The 18,165-nt window shown below is 71.1% G+C and carries 19 protein-coding genes and 2 pseudogenes; 4 read left to right on the forward strand and 17 right to left on the reverse strand.

Annotated elements, in window-relative coordinates:
* The first annotated feature begins 56 nt into the window (after positions 1-56).
* Together ABFX46_RS00875 and ABFX46_RS00880 are read left to right on the forward strand one after the other, a co-directional pair.
* A complete protein-coding gene (locus ABFX46_RS00875; RefSeq protein WP_346039399.1) occupies positions 57-623 on the forward strand; it encodes a hypothetical protein in 567 nt (188 codons plus the stop codon).
* Positions 624-648: 25 nt separating this feature from the next.
* On the forward strand, positions 649-1,161 hold the full coding sequence (locus tag ABFX46_RS00880) for an HXXEE domain-containing protein (RefSeq protein WP_346039981.1): 513 nt from the start codon (positions 649-651) through the stop codon (positions 1,159-1,161).
* On the opposite strand, the gene ABFX46_RS00885 is transcribed toward ABFX46_RS00880, so the two are convergent.
* The 9 genes and pseudogenes from ABFX46_RS00885 to ABFX46_RS00925 all read right to left on the reverse strand — a co-directional run bounded on the left by ABFX46_RS00885 (position 1,158) and on the right by ABFX46_RS00925 (position 9,025).
* Positions 1,158-3,281: a hypothetical protein gene (locus tag ABFX46_RS00885; protein ID WP_346039400.1), complete on the reverse strand. Its 2,124-nt coding sequence runs from the start codon at positions 3,279-3,281 to the stop codon at positions 1,158-1,160. The genes ABFX46_RS00880 and ABFX46_RS00885 overlap by 4 nt on opposite strands.
* A gap of 71 nt (positions 3,282-3,352) precedes the next feature.
* Positions 3,353-3,982: an HNH endonuclease family protein gene (locus ABFX46_RS00890; protein WP_346039401.1), complete on the reverse strand. Its 630-nt coding sequence runs from the start codon at positions 3,980-3,982 to the stop codon at positions 3,353-3,355.
* Between the two features lie 323 nt (positions 3,983-4,305).
* Positions 4,306-4,581: pseudogene (locus ABFX46_RS00895) on the reverse strand (M48 metallopeptidase family protein); the annotation flags it as partial.
* A gap of 93 nt (positions 4,582-4,674) precedes the next feature.
* On the reverse strand, positions 4,675-4,890 hold the full coding sequence (locus ABFX46_RS00900) for an N-acetyltransferase (protein WP_346039999.1): 216 nt from the start codon (positions 4,888-4,890) through the stop codon (positions 4,675-4,677).
* Positions 4,891-4,960: 70 nt separating this feature from the next.
* Positions 4,961-5,135, reverse strand: a pseudogene (locus ABFX46_RS00905) (lipid-transfer protein); the annotation flags it as partial.
* A gap of 142 nt (positions 5,136-5,277) precedes the next feature.
* A complete protein-coding gene (locus ABFX46_RS00910) occupies positions 5,278-6,612 on the reverse strand; it encodes an HNH endonuclease signature motif containing protein (protein WP_346039402.1) in 1,335 nt (444 codons plus the stop codon).
* Positions 6,613-7,497: 885 nt separating this feature from the next.
* On the reverse strand, positions 7,498-7,686 hold the full coding sequence (locus tag ABFX46_RS00915) for a DUF397 domain-containing protein (RefSeq protein ID WP_346039403.1): 189 nt from the start codon (positions 7,684-7,686) through the stop codon (positions 7,498-7,500).
* A 341-nt stretch (positions 7,687-8,027) separates the two neighbouring features.
* Positions 8,028-8,213 (reverse strand): DUF397 domain-containing protein, encoded by a 186-nt coding sequence (locus ABFX46_RS00920; RefSeq protein WP_346039404.1) that lies wholly within the window; start codon positions 8,211-8,213, stop codon positions 8,028-8,030.
* The gene (locus tag ABFX46_RS00925; RefSeq protein WP_346039405.1) at positions 8,213-9,025 is read right to left on the reverse strand and encodes a helix-turn-helix domain-containing protein; all 813 of its coding nucleotides are present in this window, start codon (positions 9,023-9,025) and stop codon (positions 8,213-8,215) included. Before ABFX46_RS00925 ends, ABFX46_RS00920 begins: the two co-directional genes overlap by 1 nt.
* Positions 9,026-9,125: 100 nt before the next feature.
* Here ABFX46_RS00925 and ABFX46_RS00930 point away from each other — a divergent pair, with 100 nt between their 5' ends.
* Positions 9,126-9,269 carry a hypothetical protein gene (locus ABFX46_RS00930; RefSeq protein ID WP_346039406.1) on the forward strand — a complete coding sequence of 48 codons (144 nt, stop codon included), beginning with the start codon at positions 9,126-9,128 and terminating at the stop codon, positions 9,267-9,269.
* The gene (locus ABFX46_RS00935) at positions 9,266-9,556 is read left to right on the forward strand and encodes an ATP-binding protein (RefSeq protein ID WP_346039407.1); all 291 of its coding nucleotides are present in this window, start codon (positions 9,266-9,268) and stop codon (positions 9,554-9,556) included. Before ABFX46_RS00930 ends, ABFX46_RS00935 begins: the two co-directional genes overlap by 4 nt.
* Before the next feature lie 67 nt (positions 9,557-9,623).
* Here ABFX46_RS00935 and ABFX46_RS00940 read toward each other — a convergent pair whose 3' ends face one another.
* Genes ABFX46_RS00940 through ABFX46_RS00975 form a run of 8 tightly spaced genes read right to left on the reverse strand, consistent with a single transcriptional unit; the run spans position 9,624 to position 18,095 of the window.
* On the reverse strand, positions 9,624-10,415 hold the full coding sequence (locus tag ABFX46_RS00940; RefSeq protein WP_346039408.1) for a MaoC/PaaZ C-terminal domain-containing protein: 792 nt from the start codon (positions 10,413-10,415) through the stop codon (positions 9,624-9,626).
* Positions 10,412-11,587, reverse strand: coding sequence for a lipid-transfer protein (locus tag ABFX46_RS00945; protein WP_346039409.1), 1,176 nt, complete (start codon positions 11,585-11,587; stop codon positions 10,412-10,414). Before ABFX46_RS00945 ends, ABFX46_RS00940 begins: the two co-directional genes overlap by 4 nt.
* The gene (locus tag ABFX46_RS00950) at positions 11,584-12,015 is read right to left on the reverse strand and encodes a MaoC family dehydratase (protein ID WP_346039410.1); all 432 of its coding nucleotides are present in this window, start codon (positions 12,013-12,015) and stop codon (positions 11,584-11,586) included. Before ABFX46_RS00950 ends, ABFX46_RS00945 begins: the two co-directional genes overlap by 4 nt.
* Positions 12,012-13,082 carry an acyl-CoA dehydrogenase family protein gene (locus tag ABFX46_RS00955; RefSeq protein ID WP_346039411.1) on the reverse strand — a complete coding sequence of 357 codons (1,071 nt, stop codon included), beginning with the start codon at positions 13,080-13,082 and terminating at the stop codon, positions 12,012-12,014. The genes ABFX46_RS00950 and ABFX46_RS00955 overlap by 4 nt, the downstream gene beginning before the upstream one ends.
* Entirely contained in the window at positions 13,082-14,056 is a 975-nt protein-coding gene (locus ABFX46_RS00960; RefSeq protein WP_346039412.1) for a bifunctional MaoC family dehydratase N-terminal/OB-fold nucleic acid binding domain-containing protein, read from the reverse strand. The genes ABFX46_RS00955 and ABFX46_RS00960 overlap by 1 nt, the downstream gene beginning before the upstream one ends.
* Positions 14,053-15,216 carry an acyl-CoA dehydrogenase family protein gene (locus tag ABFX46_RS00965; RefSeq protein ID WP_346039413.1) on the reverse strand — a complete coding sequence of 388 codons (1,164 nt, stop codon included), beginning with the start codon at positions 15,214-15,216 and terminating at the stop codon, positions 14,053-14,055. The genes ABFX46_RS00960 and ABFX46_RS00965 overlap by 4 nt, the downstream gene beginning before the upstream one ends.
* Positions 15,217-15,232: 16 nt before the next feature.
* Positions 15,233-16,903, reverse strand: a complete 1,671-nt coding sequence (gene casI / locus ABFX46_RS00970; RefSeq protein WP_346039414.1) for a steroid-22-oyl-CoA synthetase — start codon at positions 16,901-16,903, stop codon at positions 15,233-15,235.
* A complete protein-coding gene (locus ABFX46_RS00975) occupies positions 16,896-18,095 on the reverse strand; it encodes an NADH:flavin oxidoreductase (RefSeq protein ID WP_346039415.1) in 1,200 nt (399 codons plus the stop codon). Before ABFX46_RS00975 ends, casI begins: the two co-directional genes overlap by 8 nt.
* Positions 18,096-18,165: the final 70 nt, after the last annotated feature.

The following is an 18,165-nucleotide window of genomic DNA, read 5'->3' on the forward strand; positions in this document are numbered from 1 at the left end:
ACCCCCGCAACCCGACCGGCATCGTCATGACAGACCGCACAGAAAGGACCGTGGACATGGCGATACAGGAACGCACCCGCGCACGGCGGGACGGCCGCTTCCACCTCGGCAGGCGCTGGCGCAAGACGACGCTGATCGTCCACATCGTGTCCGCCGGCGCGTGGATCGGGATCGACGTCATCGTGGCCGTCCTCGTCCTGACCGGCCGGTTCGGCACCAGCGACGACGTCCGCGGCCTCGCCTACCGGGCGCTCGCGACGTTCGTCGTGTGGCCGATGCTGACGTCCGCGCTGATCTGCCTGGTCACCGGCGTGATCCTGGGCCTCGGCACCAAGTGGGGTCTGGTGCGCTACTGGTGGGTGGCGGTCAAGCTCGTCCTCAACCTGATCCTGTGCACCCTCATCCTGGTGGCCCTCCAGCCCGGCATGGACGAGGTGAACGAGTACGGCCGCACCTTCAGCGCCGGCGGCCCCGAACCGGCCTTCATCTCGAACCTGTTCTTCCCGCCGGCGGTCTCCCTGACGACCCTGACGTTCGCGACCGTCCTCGCCGTCGCCAAGCCCTGGGGCCGCCTCCGCCGCCGCTCCGGAGCCGGCGCGTCCGGCCGATCGCGGGCCACGTGATCACCCCTGCCAGACTGGCGGCGTGATGCGAGATGCCGGAATCGGATTGCTGGTCGCATGGGCGGTGCACGACGCCGAGGAGGTCGCGGCCGGGCCGCGCTGGATCCGGGCGCACCTGCCCGAACTGCGCGAGCGGTTCCCGCAGGCGCCCGCCGCCGTGTGGCGGTGGATGGAAGCCGTGGACGAGCGCGAGTTCGCCGTCGCCGTGACCCTGATGGGGGCGCTCGTCGCGGGGGCCGCGGTCGACGGGCAGCGCACCGGCGGGCGGTCCGCCACGTACCAGACCGCGCTCACCGGGTTCGGGCTGCACGGCCTGATGCACCTCGGGCAGGCCGCCGCGCTGCGGCAGTACACGCCCGGCTCGGTCACCTCGGCCCTGGTGGTCGTCCCGTACACGGTGTGGGCCCGCGCTCGGCTGCGGCGCCGGGGCGTGCTGTGTCCCGCACGGGCACGCGACGCCGCAGTGGGCCTGGCGTTCGCCGCCCTCGGCATCGCCGGAGCGCACCTGGCCGCCCGGCGGATCACCGGACGGCGCTAAGGCGTGAGACCGGGCAGGATGGCGAGGAGTTCGCGGCGTTCCTCCTCGTCCTGGCGGACCTGCCGGCCGTAGATGCCGACGCCCGGGATCGCGGCGTCGCCGTCGGCCAGTTCGCGCAGTTCGGGGACGAGCGGGGCGGCGTCCGTGCCGAGTTCGCGCAGCGACGCGATGAGCCACGGGCCCGCTCCGAGGGACGGGAGGCGGCGGCGGACGGCGTCCACGAGCGGGGCGGCCTCGCCGGTGATGCGGCGGACGGCCAGCGCGGCGGCGGCGTAGTCGCGCCGGTCGTCGAGGAGGTCGCGCAGGCGCGGGAGGAGGGGCTCGGCCTCCGGCCCGATGAGACCGGCGAGTTCGATCGCGTCCGTCGTGTGGCGTCCCCTGTCGAGTGCGTCGGCGGCGGCCCGCAGCGCTGCGGCCTTGCCGCCGGTGCGCAGCAGCCGTGCCGCATCCAACCGGCGCCCGATGGCGGACGGATCGTCTCCGGTGGCCGCGTCGGCAAGGGCGCGCAGGGCGGGAAGGACGTCGTCGAGGGGCAATTCGCGGTCGACGGCCGTCTGTGCGGCCACCACGGGATCGGCGATCGCGGCTTCGGCAACGGAGGCCATCAACTGGGCGGTGTCGCCGGTGATCGCGGCGAGGGCCCGCGCGCAGTCGAGGCGCTGCCGCCAGGACGCCTCCGGGTCGTCGCGGGTCGAGGTCAGCGCGGGCACCGCCGCCGATGCCGCCGGGCCGATCGCGGCCAGCGCGCGGACCGTCCACCAGTTGTCGTGCGGGACGAGCCGGACGAGTTCGGGCACCGCCTCCGCCGCATCCGGGCCCCAGCGGTGCAGCAGCCGGGTCAGGCCGTTCACCTCGTTGTGCCGGCGCATCCTGCCGAGGTAGGCGTCGTATCCGCCGGATTCCGCGGGCCCGGCGAGCGGCATCGCCGCCAGCCGCCGCCGCACGGCCGCGAGCAACTCCGCGTCGGCGGGCACGCCGGTGTCGATGAGCAGGCTCACGGCGTCGGTCGTCGCCACACCGGCATCGAGCGCGGCGATGAAGGGCCCGCGCCAGCGAGAGTCACCGAGCCCGATCAACGTCTCCAGAGCCGCGTCGAAGACCCGCGCTTCAAGCGAGTCGGCCTCCGAGGGCGGCTCGGCGACGAGGGCGGCCAAGGCGTCGACGGCCTCCGCCGCCGCCTCCCGCACGTCGCGGACCGCGGTCGCGGCAGCGACGCGGACGCCGGGGTCGGCGTGCCGGAGACCCGCCGCCAGCAGCGGCGCCGACTCGGCACGGGCCGAGCGCGACCGGACGCAGCGCTGGTAGGCGGCGTCGACGGCCGTCCGCGCGGAGTCGGCAGGGCCCTGGTCGAGCAGGGCGTGGGCCAGTGCGGCGAACGACGGGCCGTCGATCCGGCCGGCGATGTCGTCGAACGGGTCGTCCGCCCAGATCCAGCCCTCCAGCGGCTCGCCCTCCAGCCAGCACCGGGCGGCCGCCTCCGAGGCGGCGTCCGTCCAGGGGAGGCCGTTGGCGGCGATCGCCCACAGCGCTCCGGCGCGGACGGCGGCGGACCGTCCCGCGACCTCTTCGGCCAGCCACGCCGCGCTGCCCTGCGGGTCGAGACGGCCGGCGGCGGCGAGCAGGCCCGCGAGCACGCGCGGCGACCGCTCCTTCTTCCGCCGGGCCCGGAGCGCGGGCAGCACCTCGGCGGCACATGAACGCGGGAGGTGGCCGAGCAGGTAGGTGGTGTAGTCCCGGATGTCGGTGTCCGGGTCGTCCAGCAGCGGGACCATCAGCGGAGCCTCACGAGCCAGAGCGGCACGGACGTCCGCGAGGACCTCCGGGGTCGCGTCATCGGCGGCGGCGATCGCACCGAGCAGCGACACCAGCACGTCGCGCCGACGCGTCCCGGGATCGGCGGCGAGCCGCGCGACGAACGGCACAGCCCACGGTGTCGCCGTGTACAACGTGCCCTGGTGGTAGACACTGCCGAACAGGTGCTCGGTCGCGTCCTCGGCCAGCTCGTCGTCGTCGCCAACCGCGTCCCGAAGCGTCTGGGGGAAGTCCTCCGCCGCCCCGTAAGCGTGCCGAAGCGAGGCCCAGCCGACGTCGTCAATGCCCTCAAGCCCGCCCGCCGTCATCGTTCTCCCCGTCCGCCGCGTCTCTGCCGGTGACTCTAGGCCCCGGCAGAGACACTCGGCGGCGGGACGGCTCAGCAGGTGCCGAGCATCGAACTGAGCGCGCTCTTCTCAGCGCTGTCGACGGTGAGGTCGTAGTACCACTTCACCTGGATCCAGGCGCGGGCGTAGGTGCAGCGGAACGCGGTGCGCGGCGGCTGCCACTCGGCCGGGTCCTTGTCGCTCTTGCTCTGGTTGACGTTGTCGGTGACGGCCCACAGCTCGGGGCCGCCGAGGTCGTTGGCGTAGGACTGGCGGCGGGACGTCGTCCAGGCCCAGGCCCCGGACGCCCACGCCTCGGCCAGCGGCACCATGTGGTCGATGTCCAGGTCGGACGCGAGGGTCCAGGTGGCACCGTCGTAGGGCGAGTACCAGCTGCCGGACGTCGGGTAGCAGGACGAGTCGGTCACGACACCCGTACCGTCCCGCTTGAGGACGGTCTCGCGGGTGTTGCAGGACCCGGAGATCGTGATCCAGTGCGGGAACAGGTCGCGGTCGTAGGTGCTCTGGTGCGATTCGGCGGCGACGGTGAGCTCGGACAGCCGGGTCGCGGCGGTAGCGGCGGACGGGATGTTGGGCGGGGTCGCGGACGCCGGCGCGTCCAGGACGGCGATCAGCGCCGCGGCCAGGACGGCCGGGAGCAGGAACGACAGCAGTCGTCGCATGGGGGGAGCCCTTCCGCTGCCGCTCCCGGCCGGGGCGGGGGGCGCCCCGAGGGGGATCGGGAACGGCGGCACTGCGACGGTGACATTCCGGACAATTGCCGTTAAATGTCACGCTTTGCCCAGCCGCGGGCCCGCCCTTGGTCGGATGCTGCCGTCACCACCCCGCCCCCACCCCCGCGACCTGCACGACCACGGCCGGCGGCCCCCGGTACGGGGGCGGTACGGCGGATGAAGACTCCCTGAACGACCGCTCACGCGAAGCGGGCAAGGCCGGCGAAACGGCCCCGTGCGCGGCCAGGTCATAGAGCAGGCGCAGGTCTCCCCTACGCCGGCGGCGCACACAAGCCGCGCATGATGGGGCGCGAAACGATCAGCGAAGCGTCCGGCCTGTCAGGGAAGCCACAGGTCGGGGCCAGACGCTTGATGCGCGCACGGCGGGCCGTGTAGTCGGGCATGGCCCGCTCAACGTGCCGCCAGAACGGGTCGCCGTGATCGTGCTCCTTGAGATGACCGACCTCGTGGGCGAGCACGTAGTCGATCAGGTCGGGCGGCAGTTGCATCGTCGCCCAGTGGATGATGAGACGCCCGTCTCGCGAGCATGAGCCCCACCGCTACCTCAGGGGCTGGACCTTCAACTCGGCATCAGATGCCGTTCACGAGCAGCACCTCGTCAGGGACGATGTGCCGCGCGGCTACCGGGCGAGCGCTCCGCCCGCTTCAGCCAGCGGCAGGTCGATGATCATCGAGTCGAAATGCGGCGAATCGGGAAAAGGCTGAACCTTGCCGGCCTTACGCCATCCCCACCGCGCGTATGCGCGCTGGGCCGACTCGTTGTCCTCCCGAACCAGCAGCGTCGCGCGCTCCTCGCCATAGGCGACGGTCCGGGCTCCGAGGCCCTTGGCGTCCACTCACTCGTGTTCTCTGTGGATGGGCAACCTCCCACACCCTCCGGCTCGCTCCACTCGGCCACTGGTCCACTCCCGAGATCAGGCCGCTGGTCGGGACGCCGGTCCCGGCGGTGACCGGGACGTTGTGGACGTCGCGCGGCTGGTTTGACGACCTGCCGCGCAGCAGCCGCACCGCCTCGGCGATGCCGTTCATCCCGTGGACGTACACCTTCGCCGAGTTGCCCGCCGTGGGCGTTGAACGGGAGGACGCAGCCACCGCCCTGGAGACGAGGCCGCGCCCCAGGGGCCTGCCGCACAGGCGGAGTACCGCCGAAAGCCGTCTCCGCACTTTGAGGGGACTGGCAGAGCGGCAAGTGCCGAAGAGTAGTTACTCCCAGGCTGATCGTGTTACGGCCCGGCCGTCTGGCGGCGGCTCTTGTGGAGGGTGCGCCGGGTATGGCGGGGCCGTGTCCGGGCGTGGTGTGTGGTGGTGGTCCAAAGGTTGGCGGCTGATGGTTGCCGCACCGGCAGCGTGGGGGTGCCGAGCGGGTCGTCGGGTGGCAGGACACGGTAGGCGTAGCGTCCGTCGTGATGTTGGGTGATGGCGATTTGGCGGGGGTTGGTGTGTTTGAAGCGGTTGTGCCATCCGCAAGTGAGGGTGAGTTGGTCGATGTCGGTGGGGCTTTGGCCGAGGGCCCAGCCGTGGACGTGGTCGACTTCGCACAGCGCCCCGGGCACTTCACAGCCCTGCACCGCACAGGTGGGATACAGGGCTTCCAGGACCTGACGTTGCGCGGCGGTGGCGAACCGGACCCGATGCCCTAGATAGAGCGGGGTGTTGCCGTGTCCCAGGATCAGGGGTGAGACTCCGGCGTTCAGGGCGATGCGCCGGGCCTGCTCTGCGGGGATGGGGGTGCCGTCGGTGAGCCGTGCCGGGGCGGTGCCGCCGGTGAGGGTGTCCAGGTCGCAGATGACGGTCACCTTGGTTGCCTTGTGCCCACCCGCCAACACGCCGGTCAACGCCGCTGCGGTGCGTTCGGACAGGTCGCGGCGATCGTCGGTTCCGGCGGGTTTGGCCAAGGGCGCGAGGGTTCCGTCCCAGAGGGCGGCGTCTTCGGCGTTGAGCCAGCCTTTGATGTAGCGGCCGCCGTCCAGCGACCGGGTCGAGTCGATCCAGGACCGCTCGTATCCGCGCGCGGCGTCCTCGGGGGCTTGCTCGCGCCCGTCGCGTTCGGCGATGAGGTCGGTGATCTTGTTTCCGAACGCGGCGACCTTGCCCGCAGAGAAGCCCTGCCCGGCCAGGTCGAGGAGGATGCGCTCGGCGGCGGCGCAGTCGGTGTCGTCCAGGCGTGCGACGGCGGCGCTGATGGTGCCGGCGTATCCGTAGGACAGTTCCCCGTCGACCAGGCGGCGGGTGACCTCAGGCAGGCGGTGGCGCTGCCGGGCCAGGTGCAGGCGTTCCCTGGCGCGGGCTTCGCGCATGCCCAGCCGGGTGCGCAACCACGCCAGAGTGGAAGGCAGCCCCCACCGGCGCATCTCCCCGGAGGCGTCGACGCGGGCGATCAGAGCGGCCAGTGCGCTTTCGTGCTGGTCGGCGGCGCGGGCAAGGGTCTCGGCCTGAGCGAGGCAGGCAGCCGCCGAGGCGGGTGCTTGACGGTGGGCGAGTTCGGCCGCGATCACTGCCGCCGCGTCCACCAACTCTGCGGTGGACATCGACGCGGTGTCGATCCGATCCGAACACATGACTTAATGCTATCGAACAATCACACAAGATCACCTCGATTTCCCCAAAGAATCTTGTGCTCTTTGCCGCCGGGCCGAATAGGGGAATATTTCACCCATCCAGCCCGTAAACGATCCCCATCACCCAGCCGCAGTCTTTCGGGGCCGAAGGCCCCGGGGCCAGGGCAGCAGCCACGCGCCGACCTACAGTCGAACACCCACCCACGCCACCGAGCCCAGCCGAAGTGACTCCAGCCCACCGCGCCCGCAACGTCCACACCGACCCGCAGGGGCCACCGCAACCAGGCACCCGCAGCAACCACACTATTCCGGTAAAAGACCGCCGAAACCACGACCAACAACAGAACGCCCGCTAATTCGACTTTACCCCGGCCGCCTACACCACCGACGACATCGAATTGCTGAACCGCAACTCCACAAGGCCACAAGGCGGGCGGGGGTGACGGGCCGGCCGATCGTCGACCGACGGTGTCTCGTAGGTGGCCAGATCGCCGCAGACCAGATGCACCTCCGGTCATCGCCCCCCTGGCGCCACATCCGCCCGACAGGGGACTCGCTCAGCCCAGTCCATTCGGCCATCGAGGCCAGCAGGGGACGCCCAGCGGGGTCTGCTCGCAATGAGTGCGGCCACCCCTTGCACCTCGTCCAGCAGGATCGAGGGCGGACGGCCCTCCCCGGGCTCATCGGCCAGCCCGGCAAGGTCGTGCTCGTTGAACCGGCGGCGCTACTCGGCCACCCTCGGCCGCGAGGCCCCCACTTCGGCGGCCACATGTATGTGGAACGCACCCGCTGAACGCCCGCCCGGACGATCCGGCACCGCAACACATACGCCTGCGCCAGGTCGTCGCCCGAGCCCCACCCTCCGTCCCGCAGAGCCGCAGAACACTAGAGGCTGAGCTCTCCGCGCTTCACCCGGACCAGCAACCCGGCGAACGCCTCACGCCCGAACGCCAGCCGCGCCCCGTCCGGGTCCTTGGAGTCACGCACCCACACCCGGTCACCCAACTCCGCCAGCTCCACGCACGCATCGTCGTTCCCACCGCCGCTGTGGGAACTCTTCCGCCAGGTGATCATTTGATGTCCTTAACGTCTCTTCCATAAAGGCTCGCCAATCGACCCGAGCAGCGCAAGTGCACCGATCACATCAGAACCTACTTCGAGAAGAAACGATTCGTCGCCCGCTTCAAGCAGCGGCCGCGAACTGCGCAAACTCGGCTGCGGACAGGCGGCTGTACAGAAGGTGAAGCGTTGTCGAAATCACCAGCCTTGCGGCGACCCGGCCGCGAGGCCAGTGCTCTTGGTGAAGAGGACGCGCCGGCTCCGGCCACCGCCCCCGGCCGTCCAGCCTGGGCGCTGGTACCGGCGCCCAGGCTCACGTCAGCGTGCTCACCGGGGCTCACCACCCCGTTTTCCCGCTAAAGGCTTAGGTCCCCGCGCTTTACGCGCTCCAGGAGCCCGGCGAACGCCTCACGCCCGAACGCCAGCCGCACCCCGTCCGGATCCTTGGAGTCCCGCACCCACACTCGGTCACCCGACTCCGCCAACTCCACGCACGCTTCGTCGTTCCCACCGCCGGTGTAGGAACTCTTGCGCCAGTTCATCACGTGTACGTCCTCATAATCTGCTCGATCAGTGCCGTCGAAGGAGCCTTAGCCAGGGCCAGCGCCCCGATCTCATCGAACCGTACCGCCAATATGTCCGCCTCGTCACCGGCCTCGATGAGACGACCGCCTATCTGGGCTCCCGCGTACGCGATCTCCCTGCCACGGACCTTCAACACCTGAAATGGGCCATCATGTCCGGGATGCCAGCCCGCATCACGAGGAACGATGCGCAAGCACACGCGTGGCTTCTGAGCGAGCGAAAGAAGGTGTGCCGCCTGCTCACGCATGACTTCGCGGTCACCGACGACACATTCCAGCACCTCTTGGTCTATCAAGATCCAGAGATACGGCGGCTTCTCCCGCTCCAGGATCTCCTGGCGCTTCATGCGCGCCTTGGTCGTCGCCTCTGCCTCATGCACGTGCCCGGCCGCGCGGAGCACGCCCTGAGCGTAAGCCTCCGTCTGCACCAGCAGTGGGACGTTCTTGCCATGGAAGACCTTGATGATCTCCGCGGCCATCTCGTATTGGACGTATTGACGAAACCAGTCTGGATCATGGCCAGCACAGGCGAACGTGTGGAGCCGCTCAAAGTGTCCACCCGTGTCCCATGCCTCATCGAGGCGCTTCATGCAAGTGTCACTCGGCCGGAACCGTCCAGCCTCCCAGTTCGATACGGTCCCCCGGGTCGACTTGACGATCATGGCCACCTGGGCAAGCGAGAGATCGCGCTGCGTGCGATAGAACCAAAGGTCAAAGGCTAGCCAAGCCCACAGCGAGGACTTCGGATCGATGGATTCGCGCACGCTCACGGCACACCCACAAGTGTCTTGACTGCACTTCAATACACAACACGTTAGCGTACAGTCACTCAAAGTGAGGACACATTCCGAAAACCGAGGATGGTCCTCAATGAATGATCTTGCTCTCGTCACTCCGGCGTCCGGTGTCCCCGAGGTCCGGCTGACCTTGCTCGCCGTACCGTCAACCGTCGTGCTGGCTCGCGAACTCGTCCGCTACGCCCTGACGAACTGGGGATTCAGCCGCGCGAAGTGATCAACGACTCGACCCTCGTGATGAGCGAGATCGTCACCAACGCCGTCACGGCGGCGCGCGGCCGGGAGATCCGGCTCCGCTGCGCTCTGGAGGACGGGACGCCTCTGCTGGGGTGCTGGGACCCGTCCCCTGATCTACCGAACCCGGCCCCGCCGTCCCTCACCGCCGAGAATGGGCGCGGCCTCGCCATCGTCTCCGCCTACGCCTACGCCTACGCCAAGGAGACCGGCACGCGCCCCTCCGCCACCGGCGAAGGAAAGATCGTCTGGGCCCAGATGCCCGCCTGACCCCTGTCAAGAGAGCGAGGGCATGCGGGGGACTCGGTGTGTTGCCGAGCCCCCGCGAGGCTTGGACTCAGGCGAAGCGGGCGAGGGCGGCGGAGATTACCGTGCGGTCGTCTGCGGCGGCCTCGAAGAGGGTCGTCCCGGCGTCGTCCTTCCAGGTCTCGATGCGTAGGGCGTCGCCTGGGAAGACGGGGGCGGCGAAGCGGCCCTCTAGTTCGCGTAGGTCGGCTGGGTGGGCGCCCAAGGACGACGCCAGCGGAAGCGTGATCGCCGCCAGTGTGCACAGGCCGTGCATGATGGGGCGCGGCATCCCGGCCTTCTTCGCCGCCTCCGGGTCGATGTGCAGGTGGTGGCGGTCGCCCAGGAGGCGGTAGAGGGCCGTCTGGTTGGTGGCCGTCTGGATGTCGAGGGTGGCGGACGGCGGCGTTTCGGGACGACGGCGTGCGGACGGGCCTCGGTCGCCGCCGAAGCCGCCGGCGCCCGGGGCGAACACCGACCACGTCGCCTCGAAGTACTCGCTGTCCACGGTCACGTCGAAGACGGCCGCCGAGCCCTTGTCCCAGACGTCCGCCATGCGGGCGCTCATCTCCACGGCCCCCGAGCGCGGCAGGTCCTTCAGCACGCGGAGGCGCTGGGTGCCGTGGACGGCCGTCCCGGTGTCGAACGCGCCCGCCGAGCCGAGGGCGTCCAGGGCCCATTGCGCGAGGGTCAGCGCGAACGTCGGGAGGACGCGCAGCCGCTCCTCGAAGACCAGGTCGAGGTCGGAGGCGTCCGCGCCGACCGCCAGCGCGTAGAGGATCGCCCGGGTCTCGTCATAGGTGACGGTCCGCGTGCCGAGGTCCTTGCCGATCCACTCGCTCACGCGTCCGCTCCCAGGATCAGGCCGCTGGTCGGGACGCCGGTGCCGGCGGTGACCAGGACGTTGTGGACGTCGCCCGGCTGGTTCACCGACGTCCCGCGCACCAGGCGGACGCCCTCGGCGATGCCGTTCATCCCGTGGATGTACGCCTCGCCGAGCTGCCCGCCGTGGGTGTTGAACGGGAGCCGGCCGCCGAGTTCGAGGTTGCCGTCCGCGACGAAGTCCTTGGCCTCGCCCTTGGCGCAGAAGCCGAGCTCTTCGAGCTGCGGCAGCACCAGCGGCGTGAAGTGGTCGTACAGGATCGCGGCCTGGACGTCGGCCGGGGTGAGCCGCGACTGCGCGTAGAGCTGCCGTCCCACCAGGCCCATTTCCGGAATGCCGGTGATCTCGGAGCGGTAGTAGCTCGTCATCATGTGCTGGTCGTTGCCCGACCCCTGCGCGGCGCCCCAGATCAGCGCGGGGCGGTTCGGGAGGTCGCGGGCGCGCTCGGCCGACACGATGACGAGTGCCTGGCCGCCGTCGCTCTCCTGGCAGCAGTCGAGGAGCCGCAGCGGTTCGGCGATCCAGCGGGACGCCTGGTGGTCTTCGAGGGTGATCGGGCGGCCGTGGAACCACGCGGCCGGGTTCTTCGCGGCGTGCGCCCGGTCGACGACGGCGATGCGGCCGAAGTCCTCGCTGGTCGCGCCGTACTCGTGCATGTAGCGGCGGGCGAACATCGCGACCCACTGGGCGGGCGTCGACAACCCGAACGGGTTCATCCACGCGTAGGCGGCGCTGTCGGCGCTGACGTCCATCGGCCGGTTCGCCTGGCCGAGGCCGTAGCGGGTGCCGGACCGCTCGTTGAATGCCCGGTAGCAGACGACGACGTCGGCGACGCCGGTCGCGACGGCCATCGCGGCCTGCTGGACGGTGCCGCAGGCGGCGCCGCCGCCGTGCCCGACGCGGGAGAAGAACGTCAGCTCGCCGATGCCGAGGTTGCGGGCGATGTGGATCTCGGAGCTGGTGTCGGCGGTGAACGTCACCATCCCGTCCACGTCGGACGGCTGCAGCCCGGCGTCGGTGATCGCGGCGAGCACCGCCTCGCAGGCGAGCCGCAGCTCGCTGCGGCCGGACTCCTTGGAGAACTCCGTGGCGCCGATCCCGGCGATCGCGGCCGCTCCCGGCAGCACGCTCATGCGTCACTCCCCTGCAGTTGGACGACGACCGTGCCGGTCACGTGCGGGCCGATCGCGTTGACGCCGCGCACCTTGATCTCGACCCGGCCGCCGTCGCGCTTCTCGGTGACGGTGCCGGTCAGGACCATCGTGTCGCCCGGGTAGTTGGGCGCGCCCAGCCGGATCTTGATGGCCTTCACCACGGCGGCGGGCCCGGCCCAGCTCGTGACGTACCGGTCGACGAGCCCGTTGGTCGTCAGGATGTTCATGAAGACGTCCTTGGAGCCGCGCTCGACCGCGAGCGACGGGTCGTGGTGGACGTCCTGGTAGTCGCGGCTCGCGATCGCGGTCGCGACGATCATCGTGCGGGTCAGCGGGATCGCCAGCTCGGGGAGCTCCTCCCCCACCGCCACGTCGGCGTAGGCGCGGCTCACCACGTTCTCGCTCACAGGGCCGCCCCCAGCAGGTCCAGGTCGGCGGACGCGCCGCCGAGCGTTCCGGAGATCTGCTTGCCCCACAGGAAGTGCCGGTGCACCGGGTAGTCGACGTCCACGCCGATTCCGCCGTGCAGGTGCTGGACGCGGTGGACGACGTTCAACCCGCCCTCGTCCGACCACCACTTGGCGACCAGGACGGCGGCCTCGGCGTCCTCCCCGGCGGCGACCAGCGAGACGGCGTGCCAGAGGCAGACGCGGAGCGCGTCGATCTCGATGTAGCAGTCGGCGAGCTGGTGCTGCGCGGCCTGGAACGTGGCGAGCGGGCGTCCGAACTGCTCGCGCCCGGACAGGTAGTCGGCGGCCATGCGCAGCGCGCCGTCGGCCACGCCGACCTGGAGCGCGGCGAGCGACACGCGGACGGTCTCCAGCACCGCGTCCAGGGCACCGGAGCCGAGGGCCTGGGCGGGGGCGCCGTCCAGCGTGAGGTGCCCGGCGACGTCGCGGCTCGTGGTCTCGGCGCGCTCCCAGGCGCCGGCGGACGTCTCGACGACGAACAGCCCGGGGCCGTCGTCCGACGACGCCGACACCAGCACGTGGCTCGTCCCGAACGGTGTCGGGACGACCGCCTTCGTGCCGGTCAGCAGCCACCCGTCCCCGTCCCGGACGGCCGTGCAGCGCGGCGACGCCGGGTCGGACGGCCCGAACTCCTCCAGCGCGACCGTCAGCCGCGCCGACCCGTCCAGGACGGACGGCAGGAGCTCCCGCTGCGGCGCCGTCCCGTGCGAGGCCAGCGTCAGCGCGGCGGCAACGCACGGCCAGACCGGGACGGGCACGACGGTCCGCCCCTGCTCCTCCAGCAGGACGGCCAGCCCGCCGACGCCGAGCCCGGCACCGCCGGCCGGCTCCGGCAGCGCGACGCCGAGCAGCCCCGTCTCCGCCAGCTCCGCCCACAGGCCCTCGTCGAACCCGCGCTCGGACTCCTCCGCCGCCTTGATCCGCGCCTGCGCGGCCCGGTCGGCGAAGATCTGCCGGGCCAGGTCCTGGACGGCCTCCAGCTCCTCGCCCAGGGTGAAGTCCATCAGCGCTCCTTCGCAGCGTCGGCCGGGCGGAACGCCGGCAGGGACAGGTCGGGGTCCGGGTCGATCCAGTCGAGGACGACGGGCATGCCGACCTCGACGTCCTCGGGCGCGACCCCGGTCATGTTCGTGATGAGGCGGGTGCCCTCGGTCAGCTCGATCACCGCGACGACCAGCGGGTAGTCGAACGCCGGGTGGCGCGGGTGGTGGTTGACCACGTAGCTGTAGACGTGGCCCTCGCCCTGCGCCTCGACGGTGTCCCACGCGAAGGAGCCGCACTGCGGGCAGCACGGGCCGGGCGGGTGCCGCAGCGACTTGCAGTCGGCGCACCGCTGGATGACGAGCTTGTGCTCGCGCGCCGCCTCGAACCAGAACGCGTTGTCGGGGTTGATCGCGGGCCGCGGCCGCAGCGCCTTCTTCTCTTCCGCGGCCGGTTCCTCCGCCGGCCCGGCGGGCTTCTCCGGGGGGCGGAAGCGCAGCAGCCGCCAGCCCTGCGTCGCGACGACCTCGCCGGACGCGTCGCGGTAGGTCCGCAGAGTGGTGATGAAGCGGCCGGCGCCGAGCCCGGTCTTCTTCTCGGGGGAGATCGCCTGGACGACCTCCTCGACGCTGACGCGGTCGCCCGGCACCAGTTCCCGGACGAACTCGAACTCCGAGTCGGTGGCGACGACGGAGGTGTAGCCGCCCTCGGCGAGCAGCGCGGTCAGCTCGTCGGAGCCGTTCGGCGACGGGTCCGGGTGGACGGACGCCGCATAGCCGCGCATCGTCCACGCCTGCACCATCGACGCGGGCGCCACGACGCCGTCGCGTCCCGACGCGCGGGCGGCGTCCTCGTCCAGGTAGACGGGGTTGCCGTCCTCCATCGCCTCGACCCAGTGCCGGATCATGGGGACGTTCACCGGGTCCTGCCCGAAGCGCCGCGTCAGCAGCTCGCGGCCGACCCAGGCCTGGAGCCTCTCCTCGTAGTCGTCGCTCATGACCGCTTCATCCTCGGAAGGCCCAGCCCCTGCACGGCGACCATGTCGCGGAGCACCTCGTTGACGCCGCCGCCGAACGTGTTGACGATGCCCTGCCGGGAGAGCTGCTCGATCTGCCCGTGCAGCACCGCGCCCGGCGATTCGGGACGGATCCGCCCGGCCGCCCCCAGCACCCCGGTCAGCGTCCGCTGGACGAAGATGTGCGTCTCCGTCCCGTACGTCTTGGTGGCCCCGGCCTGCGCGCCGGTGAGTTCGCCGGCCTCGACCGCCATGGTCATCTTCCAGTTCATCAGCCGCATCGCCTCCAGCCGCGCGTACGTGCGGGCGAGGTCGGCGCGCACCCACGGCAGGTCGATCACGCCGTTGTCGCGGGCCCAGTCGCGGACGTCCTCCCACAGCCGGATCATCCGGCCGCCGAGGGCGGCGAGGCCGATGCGCTCGTGGTTGAGCTGGGTGGTGATGAGGCTCCAGCCGCCGTCGACGTCCCCGACGACCGACGACGCGGGCACCCGGACGCCGTTGTAGTACGTCGAGGTCACGACCATGCCGCCGACGGTCGGGATCGGGCTCCAGGAGAACCCGTCCGCGTCGGTCGGGACGATCAGGATCGAGATGCCCTTGTGCTTCGGCGCGTCCGGGTTCGTCCGGGCGGCGAGCCAGATGTGGTCGGCGGTGTTGGCGCCGCTCGTGAACACCTTGCTGCCGTCGACCACGAACTCGTCGCCGTCCAGGACGGCCTTGGTGCGCAGCGACGCGAGGTCGGTGCCGGCGTCGGGCTCGGTGTAGCCGATGGCGAACACGAGGTCGCCGGACAGGATGCCGGGGAGGTACGTCTTCTTCTGCTCGTCCGTGCCGAAGCGCATCAGCGTGGGGCCGACCGTGTTCACCGTGACGAACGGGAACGGCAGGCCCGCCCGCTGCACCTCGTCGAAGAACACGTACTGCTCGGCGATCGACCTGCCCTGCCCGCCGTACTCGGTCGGCCAGCCGTAGCCGAGCCAGCCGTCGTTGCCGAGCATCTTGACGATCTCGCGGAACCGGTCGCCGCCGACGCCCTGCTCGCCGGCGCGGCGCCGGACGTCCTCGGGCAGCAGGCCCGCGAAGTACGCCCTCAGTTCCGCGCGCAGCTCGCGATGCGCGTCGGACTCACGCAGATCCATACCTGCCCTTTCTCGGTTACGGGAGGAAGCGCACGCGGCCGGCGGCGATGAACTCGTCCCGGAGCGCGGCCTTGTCCGCCTCGGTCATCAGCACGTACTCGGGGGTGCCCGTCCCCTTGAGCGCACGGCCGGCCCAGCGGTAGACGGGGTCGGACGTCCGCCAGCCGTCGAGCTGCAGCTCCTTCTTCTTGAGCTTGCCCGAGCCGGTCGTCGGCAACGCGTGCGAGACGCGCACGAACCGCGGCGCGCCCTTGGTGCCGAGGTCGTCCTGCGCGGCGAGGAACGCCGGGAGGTCCAGGTCCTCGAACCCGACGCCCGCCGGGACCTCGATCGCCGCCATCACCTGGTCGCCGGAGCGCGGGTCGGGGACGCCGAACGCGACCGCGTCCACGATCTTCGGGTGGCGGCGGACGACGTTCTGGGTGAGCAGCGCGGAGATGTTCTCCGAGTCGACGCGGATCCAGTCGCCGGACCGCCCGCCGAAGTACAGGAACCCGTCGCCGTCGATGTAGCCGAGGTCGCCCGTCCAGTACCAGCCGTGCCGGACCCGCTCGGCGTCCGCCTCCGGGTTCTTGTAGTAGCCCTCGAACTTCGCGGCGCCGTGCACGTCGACGATCTCGCCGACGGCGGCCTCGGCGTTGGTGACGCGGCCGTGCTCGTCGAGGATCGCGGGGGCGCACGTCTCGCGCGTCTCCGGGTTCACGATCCGGACGCCGTCGTGGGCGGGCCGCCCGAACGCGGTCGGCGGCGCGGCCGGGTCGCGTTTGATCATGCCGGCGCTCTCGCTGGAGCCGTAGCCCTCCAGCAGCCGCGCGCCGAACCGGCGCAGGAACGCGGCCTTGTCCTCGGGGGACGCCTCCGTGCCGAACCCGTGCGTCAGCGTGTTGTCGCCGTCGTCGGGCCGCTCGGGCGTGGCGAGGACGTAGCCGATCGCCTTGCCGACGTAGTTGAAGAACGTCGCGCCGTAGAACCGGACGTCCGGCAGGAACCCGGACGCGGAGAACTTCGGCGCCAGCGCCACCGTCGCCCCGGCCGCCAGGGACGGCGCCCACAGCGCCATCAGCGCGTTGCCGTGGAACAGCGGCATCGAGCAGTAGCTGATGTCGTCGCGCGTGACGTCGTACTTCGCGCTGTTGTTGCGGCCCAGCTCGGCGAGCCGCCCCTGCGAGCAGCGCGCCGCCTTGGACGCGCCCGTCGTCCCGGACGTGAACAGCAGCAGCATCTGCGTCGCCGGGGTGACCGACGCGTCGGCCGCGGGTTCGCACGCGTGGGACGAGACGAGCGCCGGGTACTCCCGGTCGTCGATCAGGAGGAAGCGGTCGCGCGGGACGCCGATGTCGAGGCCGTCCAGCAGCTTCAGCCCGGCCTGGTCGGTGACCAGCAACTGGAGGTCGGTGTGCCGGACCTCCTGCTCCAGGTAGGAACCGGTCCGGGTCGAGTTGACGCCGACGATCGTCGCTCCGCTGAGCGCCGCCGCGCCCAGCCACAGGACGTACTCGGGGACGTTCTCCAGCAGCACGCCGATGTGGAACGGGCCGTCCCGGCGCAGCTCGCGGGCCAGGGAGGCGCGGGCCGCGCTCTCCCGGACGACCTCGTCCCACGTCCACGTCCGCTCGCGGCTGCGCAGGCCCGGCCGGGTGTCGCCCAGCCTGGCCAGCAGCATCCCGGCGATCGTCTCGTCACGCACTCGCGCTGCCCCAGGCCGGCTCGGTGGACAGGACGCAGTGGGTGCCGCCGTAGATCGCCGTCATGCACTTGTTGCAGTGGATGCACAGCGACTCGGTGGCGGGGTCGTCCTTGATCCGGTTGATCAGGTCGGGCTCGCGCAGCAGGGCGCGGGCCATCGCGACGAACTCGAAGCCCTCCGCCATGGCGGTGTCCATGCCGGCCCGGTCGGTGACGCCGCCGAGCAGGATCATCGGCAGCTTCACCGCGGCGCGGATCTGCCGGGCGTCCCTCAGCAGGTAGAGGTCCTCGTACGGGTAGGACTTCAGGAAGTGCTTGCCGATCAGCTTGATGCCGAGCTTGGTCGGCTGCTTCATCACGGACGCGAACTCGTGCAGCGGCGCGTCGCCCTTGAACAGGTACATGGGGTTCAGCAGGGAGCTGCCCGCGGTCATCTGGAGGGCGTCGACGGAGCCGTCGGCCTCCAGCCACCGCGCGACCTGGATGGCCTCGTCGATCCAGAAGCCGCCGGGCACGCCGTCGTCCATGTTCAGCTTCGCGGTGATCGCGATGCGGTCGCCGACGGCGTCGCGGACGGCGCGGCCGATGTCGCGGGCGAGCCGGGCGCGGTTCTCCAGCGAGCCGCCGTACTCGTCCTTGCGGTGGTTGACCTTGGGGCTGAGGAAGGAGCTCGTCAGGTAGTTGTGCCCCATGTGGATCTCGATCGAGTCGAATCCGGCCTCGATCGCCATCTTCCCCGCGTAGGCGTGCGCCTCGACGACGCGCTTCAGGTCCGCGTGCGTGGCGGCCCTGGCGACGGTCTGCGTGGTCAGGTGGAAGTGGCGGCTGGGCGCGAGCGCGGGCAGCTTGTTGCTCTTGGGGTTGGCGACCGGGCCGGCGTGCCCGATCTGCGCCTGGACGGCGGCCCCCTCGGCGTGCACGGCGTCGGTCAGCTTGCGGAGGCCGGGCATGGCCTCGTCCCGCCAGTAGATCTGCCGGCGGTCGGTGCGCCCCTCCGGCGCGACCGCGCAGTACGCGACGGTCGTCATGCCGACGCCGCCGCGCGCGTGCCGGACATGGAAGTCGATCAGCGCGTCGGTGACCTGGCCGTCCTTCGTCAGCCCCTCGTACGTCGCCGCCTTGACGGTGCGGTTCCGCAGCGTGACGGGCCCCAGCTTCCCCGGGGCGAACACGTCGGGCTTCGGGTCGTTCATCAAAAGTCCTCCATCCGGACTAGACGTTAATCAGCGGGATGTCCAGGCACTCCGGACATCCCGCTGACCG

Source organism: Actinomadura chokoriensis, from assembly GCF_039529475.1.
Taxonomy (GTDB): domain Bacteria; phylum Actinomycetota; class Actinomycetes; order Streptosporangiales; family Streptosporangiaceae; genus Spirillospora; species Spirillospora bangladeshensis.

What these genes read in the sequence shown, in the direction of transcription:
- ABFX46_RS00875 (WP_346039399.1), top strand. Translation starts at nt 57, where the DNA reads ATGGCGATACAGGAACGCACCCGCGCACGGCGGGACGGCCGCTTCCAC.
- ABFX46_RS00880 (WP_346039981.1), top strand. Translation starts at nt 649, where the DNA reads ATGCGAGATGCCGGAATCGGATTGCTGGTCGCATGGGCGGTGCACGAC.
- ABFX46_RS00885 (WP_346039400.1), bottom strand. Translation starts at nt 3,281, where the DNA reads ATGACGGCGGGCGGGCTTGAGGGCATTGACGACGTCGGCTGGGCCTCG.
- ABFX46_RS00890 (WP_346039401.1), bottom strand. Translation starts at nt 3,982, where the DNA reads ATGCGACGACTGCTGTCGTTCCTGCTCCCGGCCGTCCTGGCCGCGGCG.
- ABFX46_RS00910 (WP_346039402.1), bottom strand. Translation starts at nt 6,612, where the DNA reads ATGTGTTCGGATCGGATCGACACCGCGTCGATGTCCACCGCAGAGTTG.
- ABFX46_RS00915 (WP_346039403.1), bottom strand. Translation starts at nt 7,686, where the DNA reads ATGATCACCTGGCGGAAGAGTTCCCACAGCGGCGGTGGGAACGACGAT.
- ABFX46_RS00920 (WP_346039404.1), bottom strand. Translation starts at nt 8,213, where the DNA reads ATGAACTGGCGCAAGAGTTCCTACACCGGCGGTGGGAACGACGAAGCG.
- ABFX46_RS00930 (WP_346039406.1), top strand. Translation starts at nt 9,126, where the DNA reads ATGAATGATCTTGCTCTCGTCACTCCGGCGTCCGGTGTCCCCGAGGTC.
- ABFX46_RS00945 (WP_346039409.1), bottom strand. Translation starts at nt 11,587, where the DNA reads ATGAGCGTGCTGCCGGGAGCGGCCGCGATCGCCGGGATCGGCGCCACG.
- ABFX46_RS00955 (WP_346039411.1), bottom strand. Translation starts at nt 13,082, where the DNA reads ATGGACTTCACCCTGGGCGAGGAGCTGGAGGCCGTCCAGGACCTGGCC.
- ABFX46_RS00960 (WP_346039412.1), bottom strand. Translation starts at nt 14,056, where the DNA reads ATGAGCGACGACTACGAGGAGAGGCTCCAGGCCTGGGTCGGCCGCGAG.
- ABFX46_RS00965 (WP_346039413.1), bottom strand. Translation starts at nt 15,216, where the DNA reads ATGGATCTGCGTGAGTCCGACGCGCATCGCGAGCTGCGCGCGGAACTG.
- ABFX46_RS00975 (WP_346039415.1), bottom strand. Translation starts at nt 18,095, where the DNA reads ATGAACGACCCGAAGCCCGACGTGTTCGCCCCGGGGAAGCTGGGGCCC.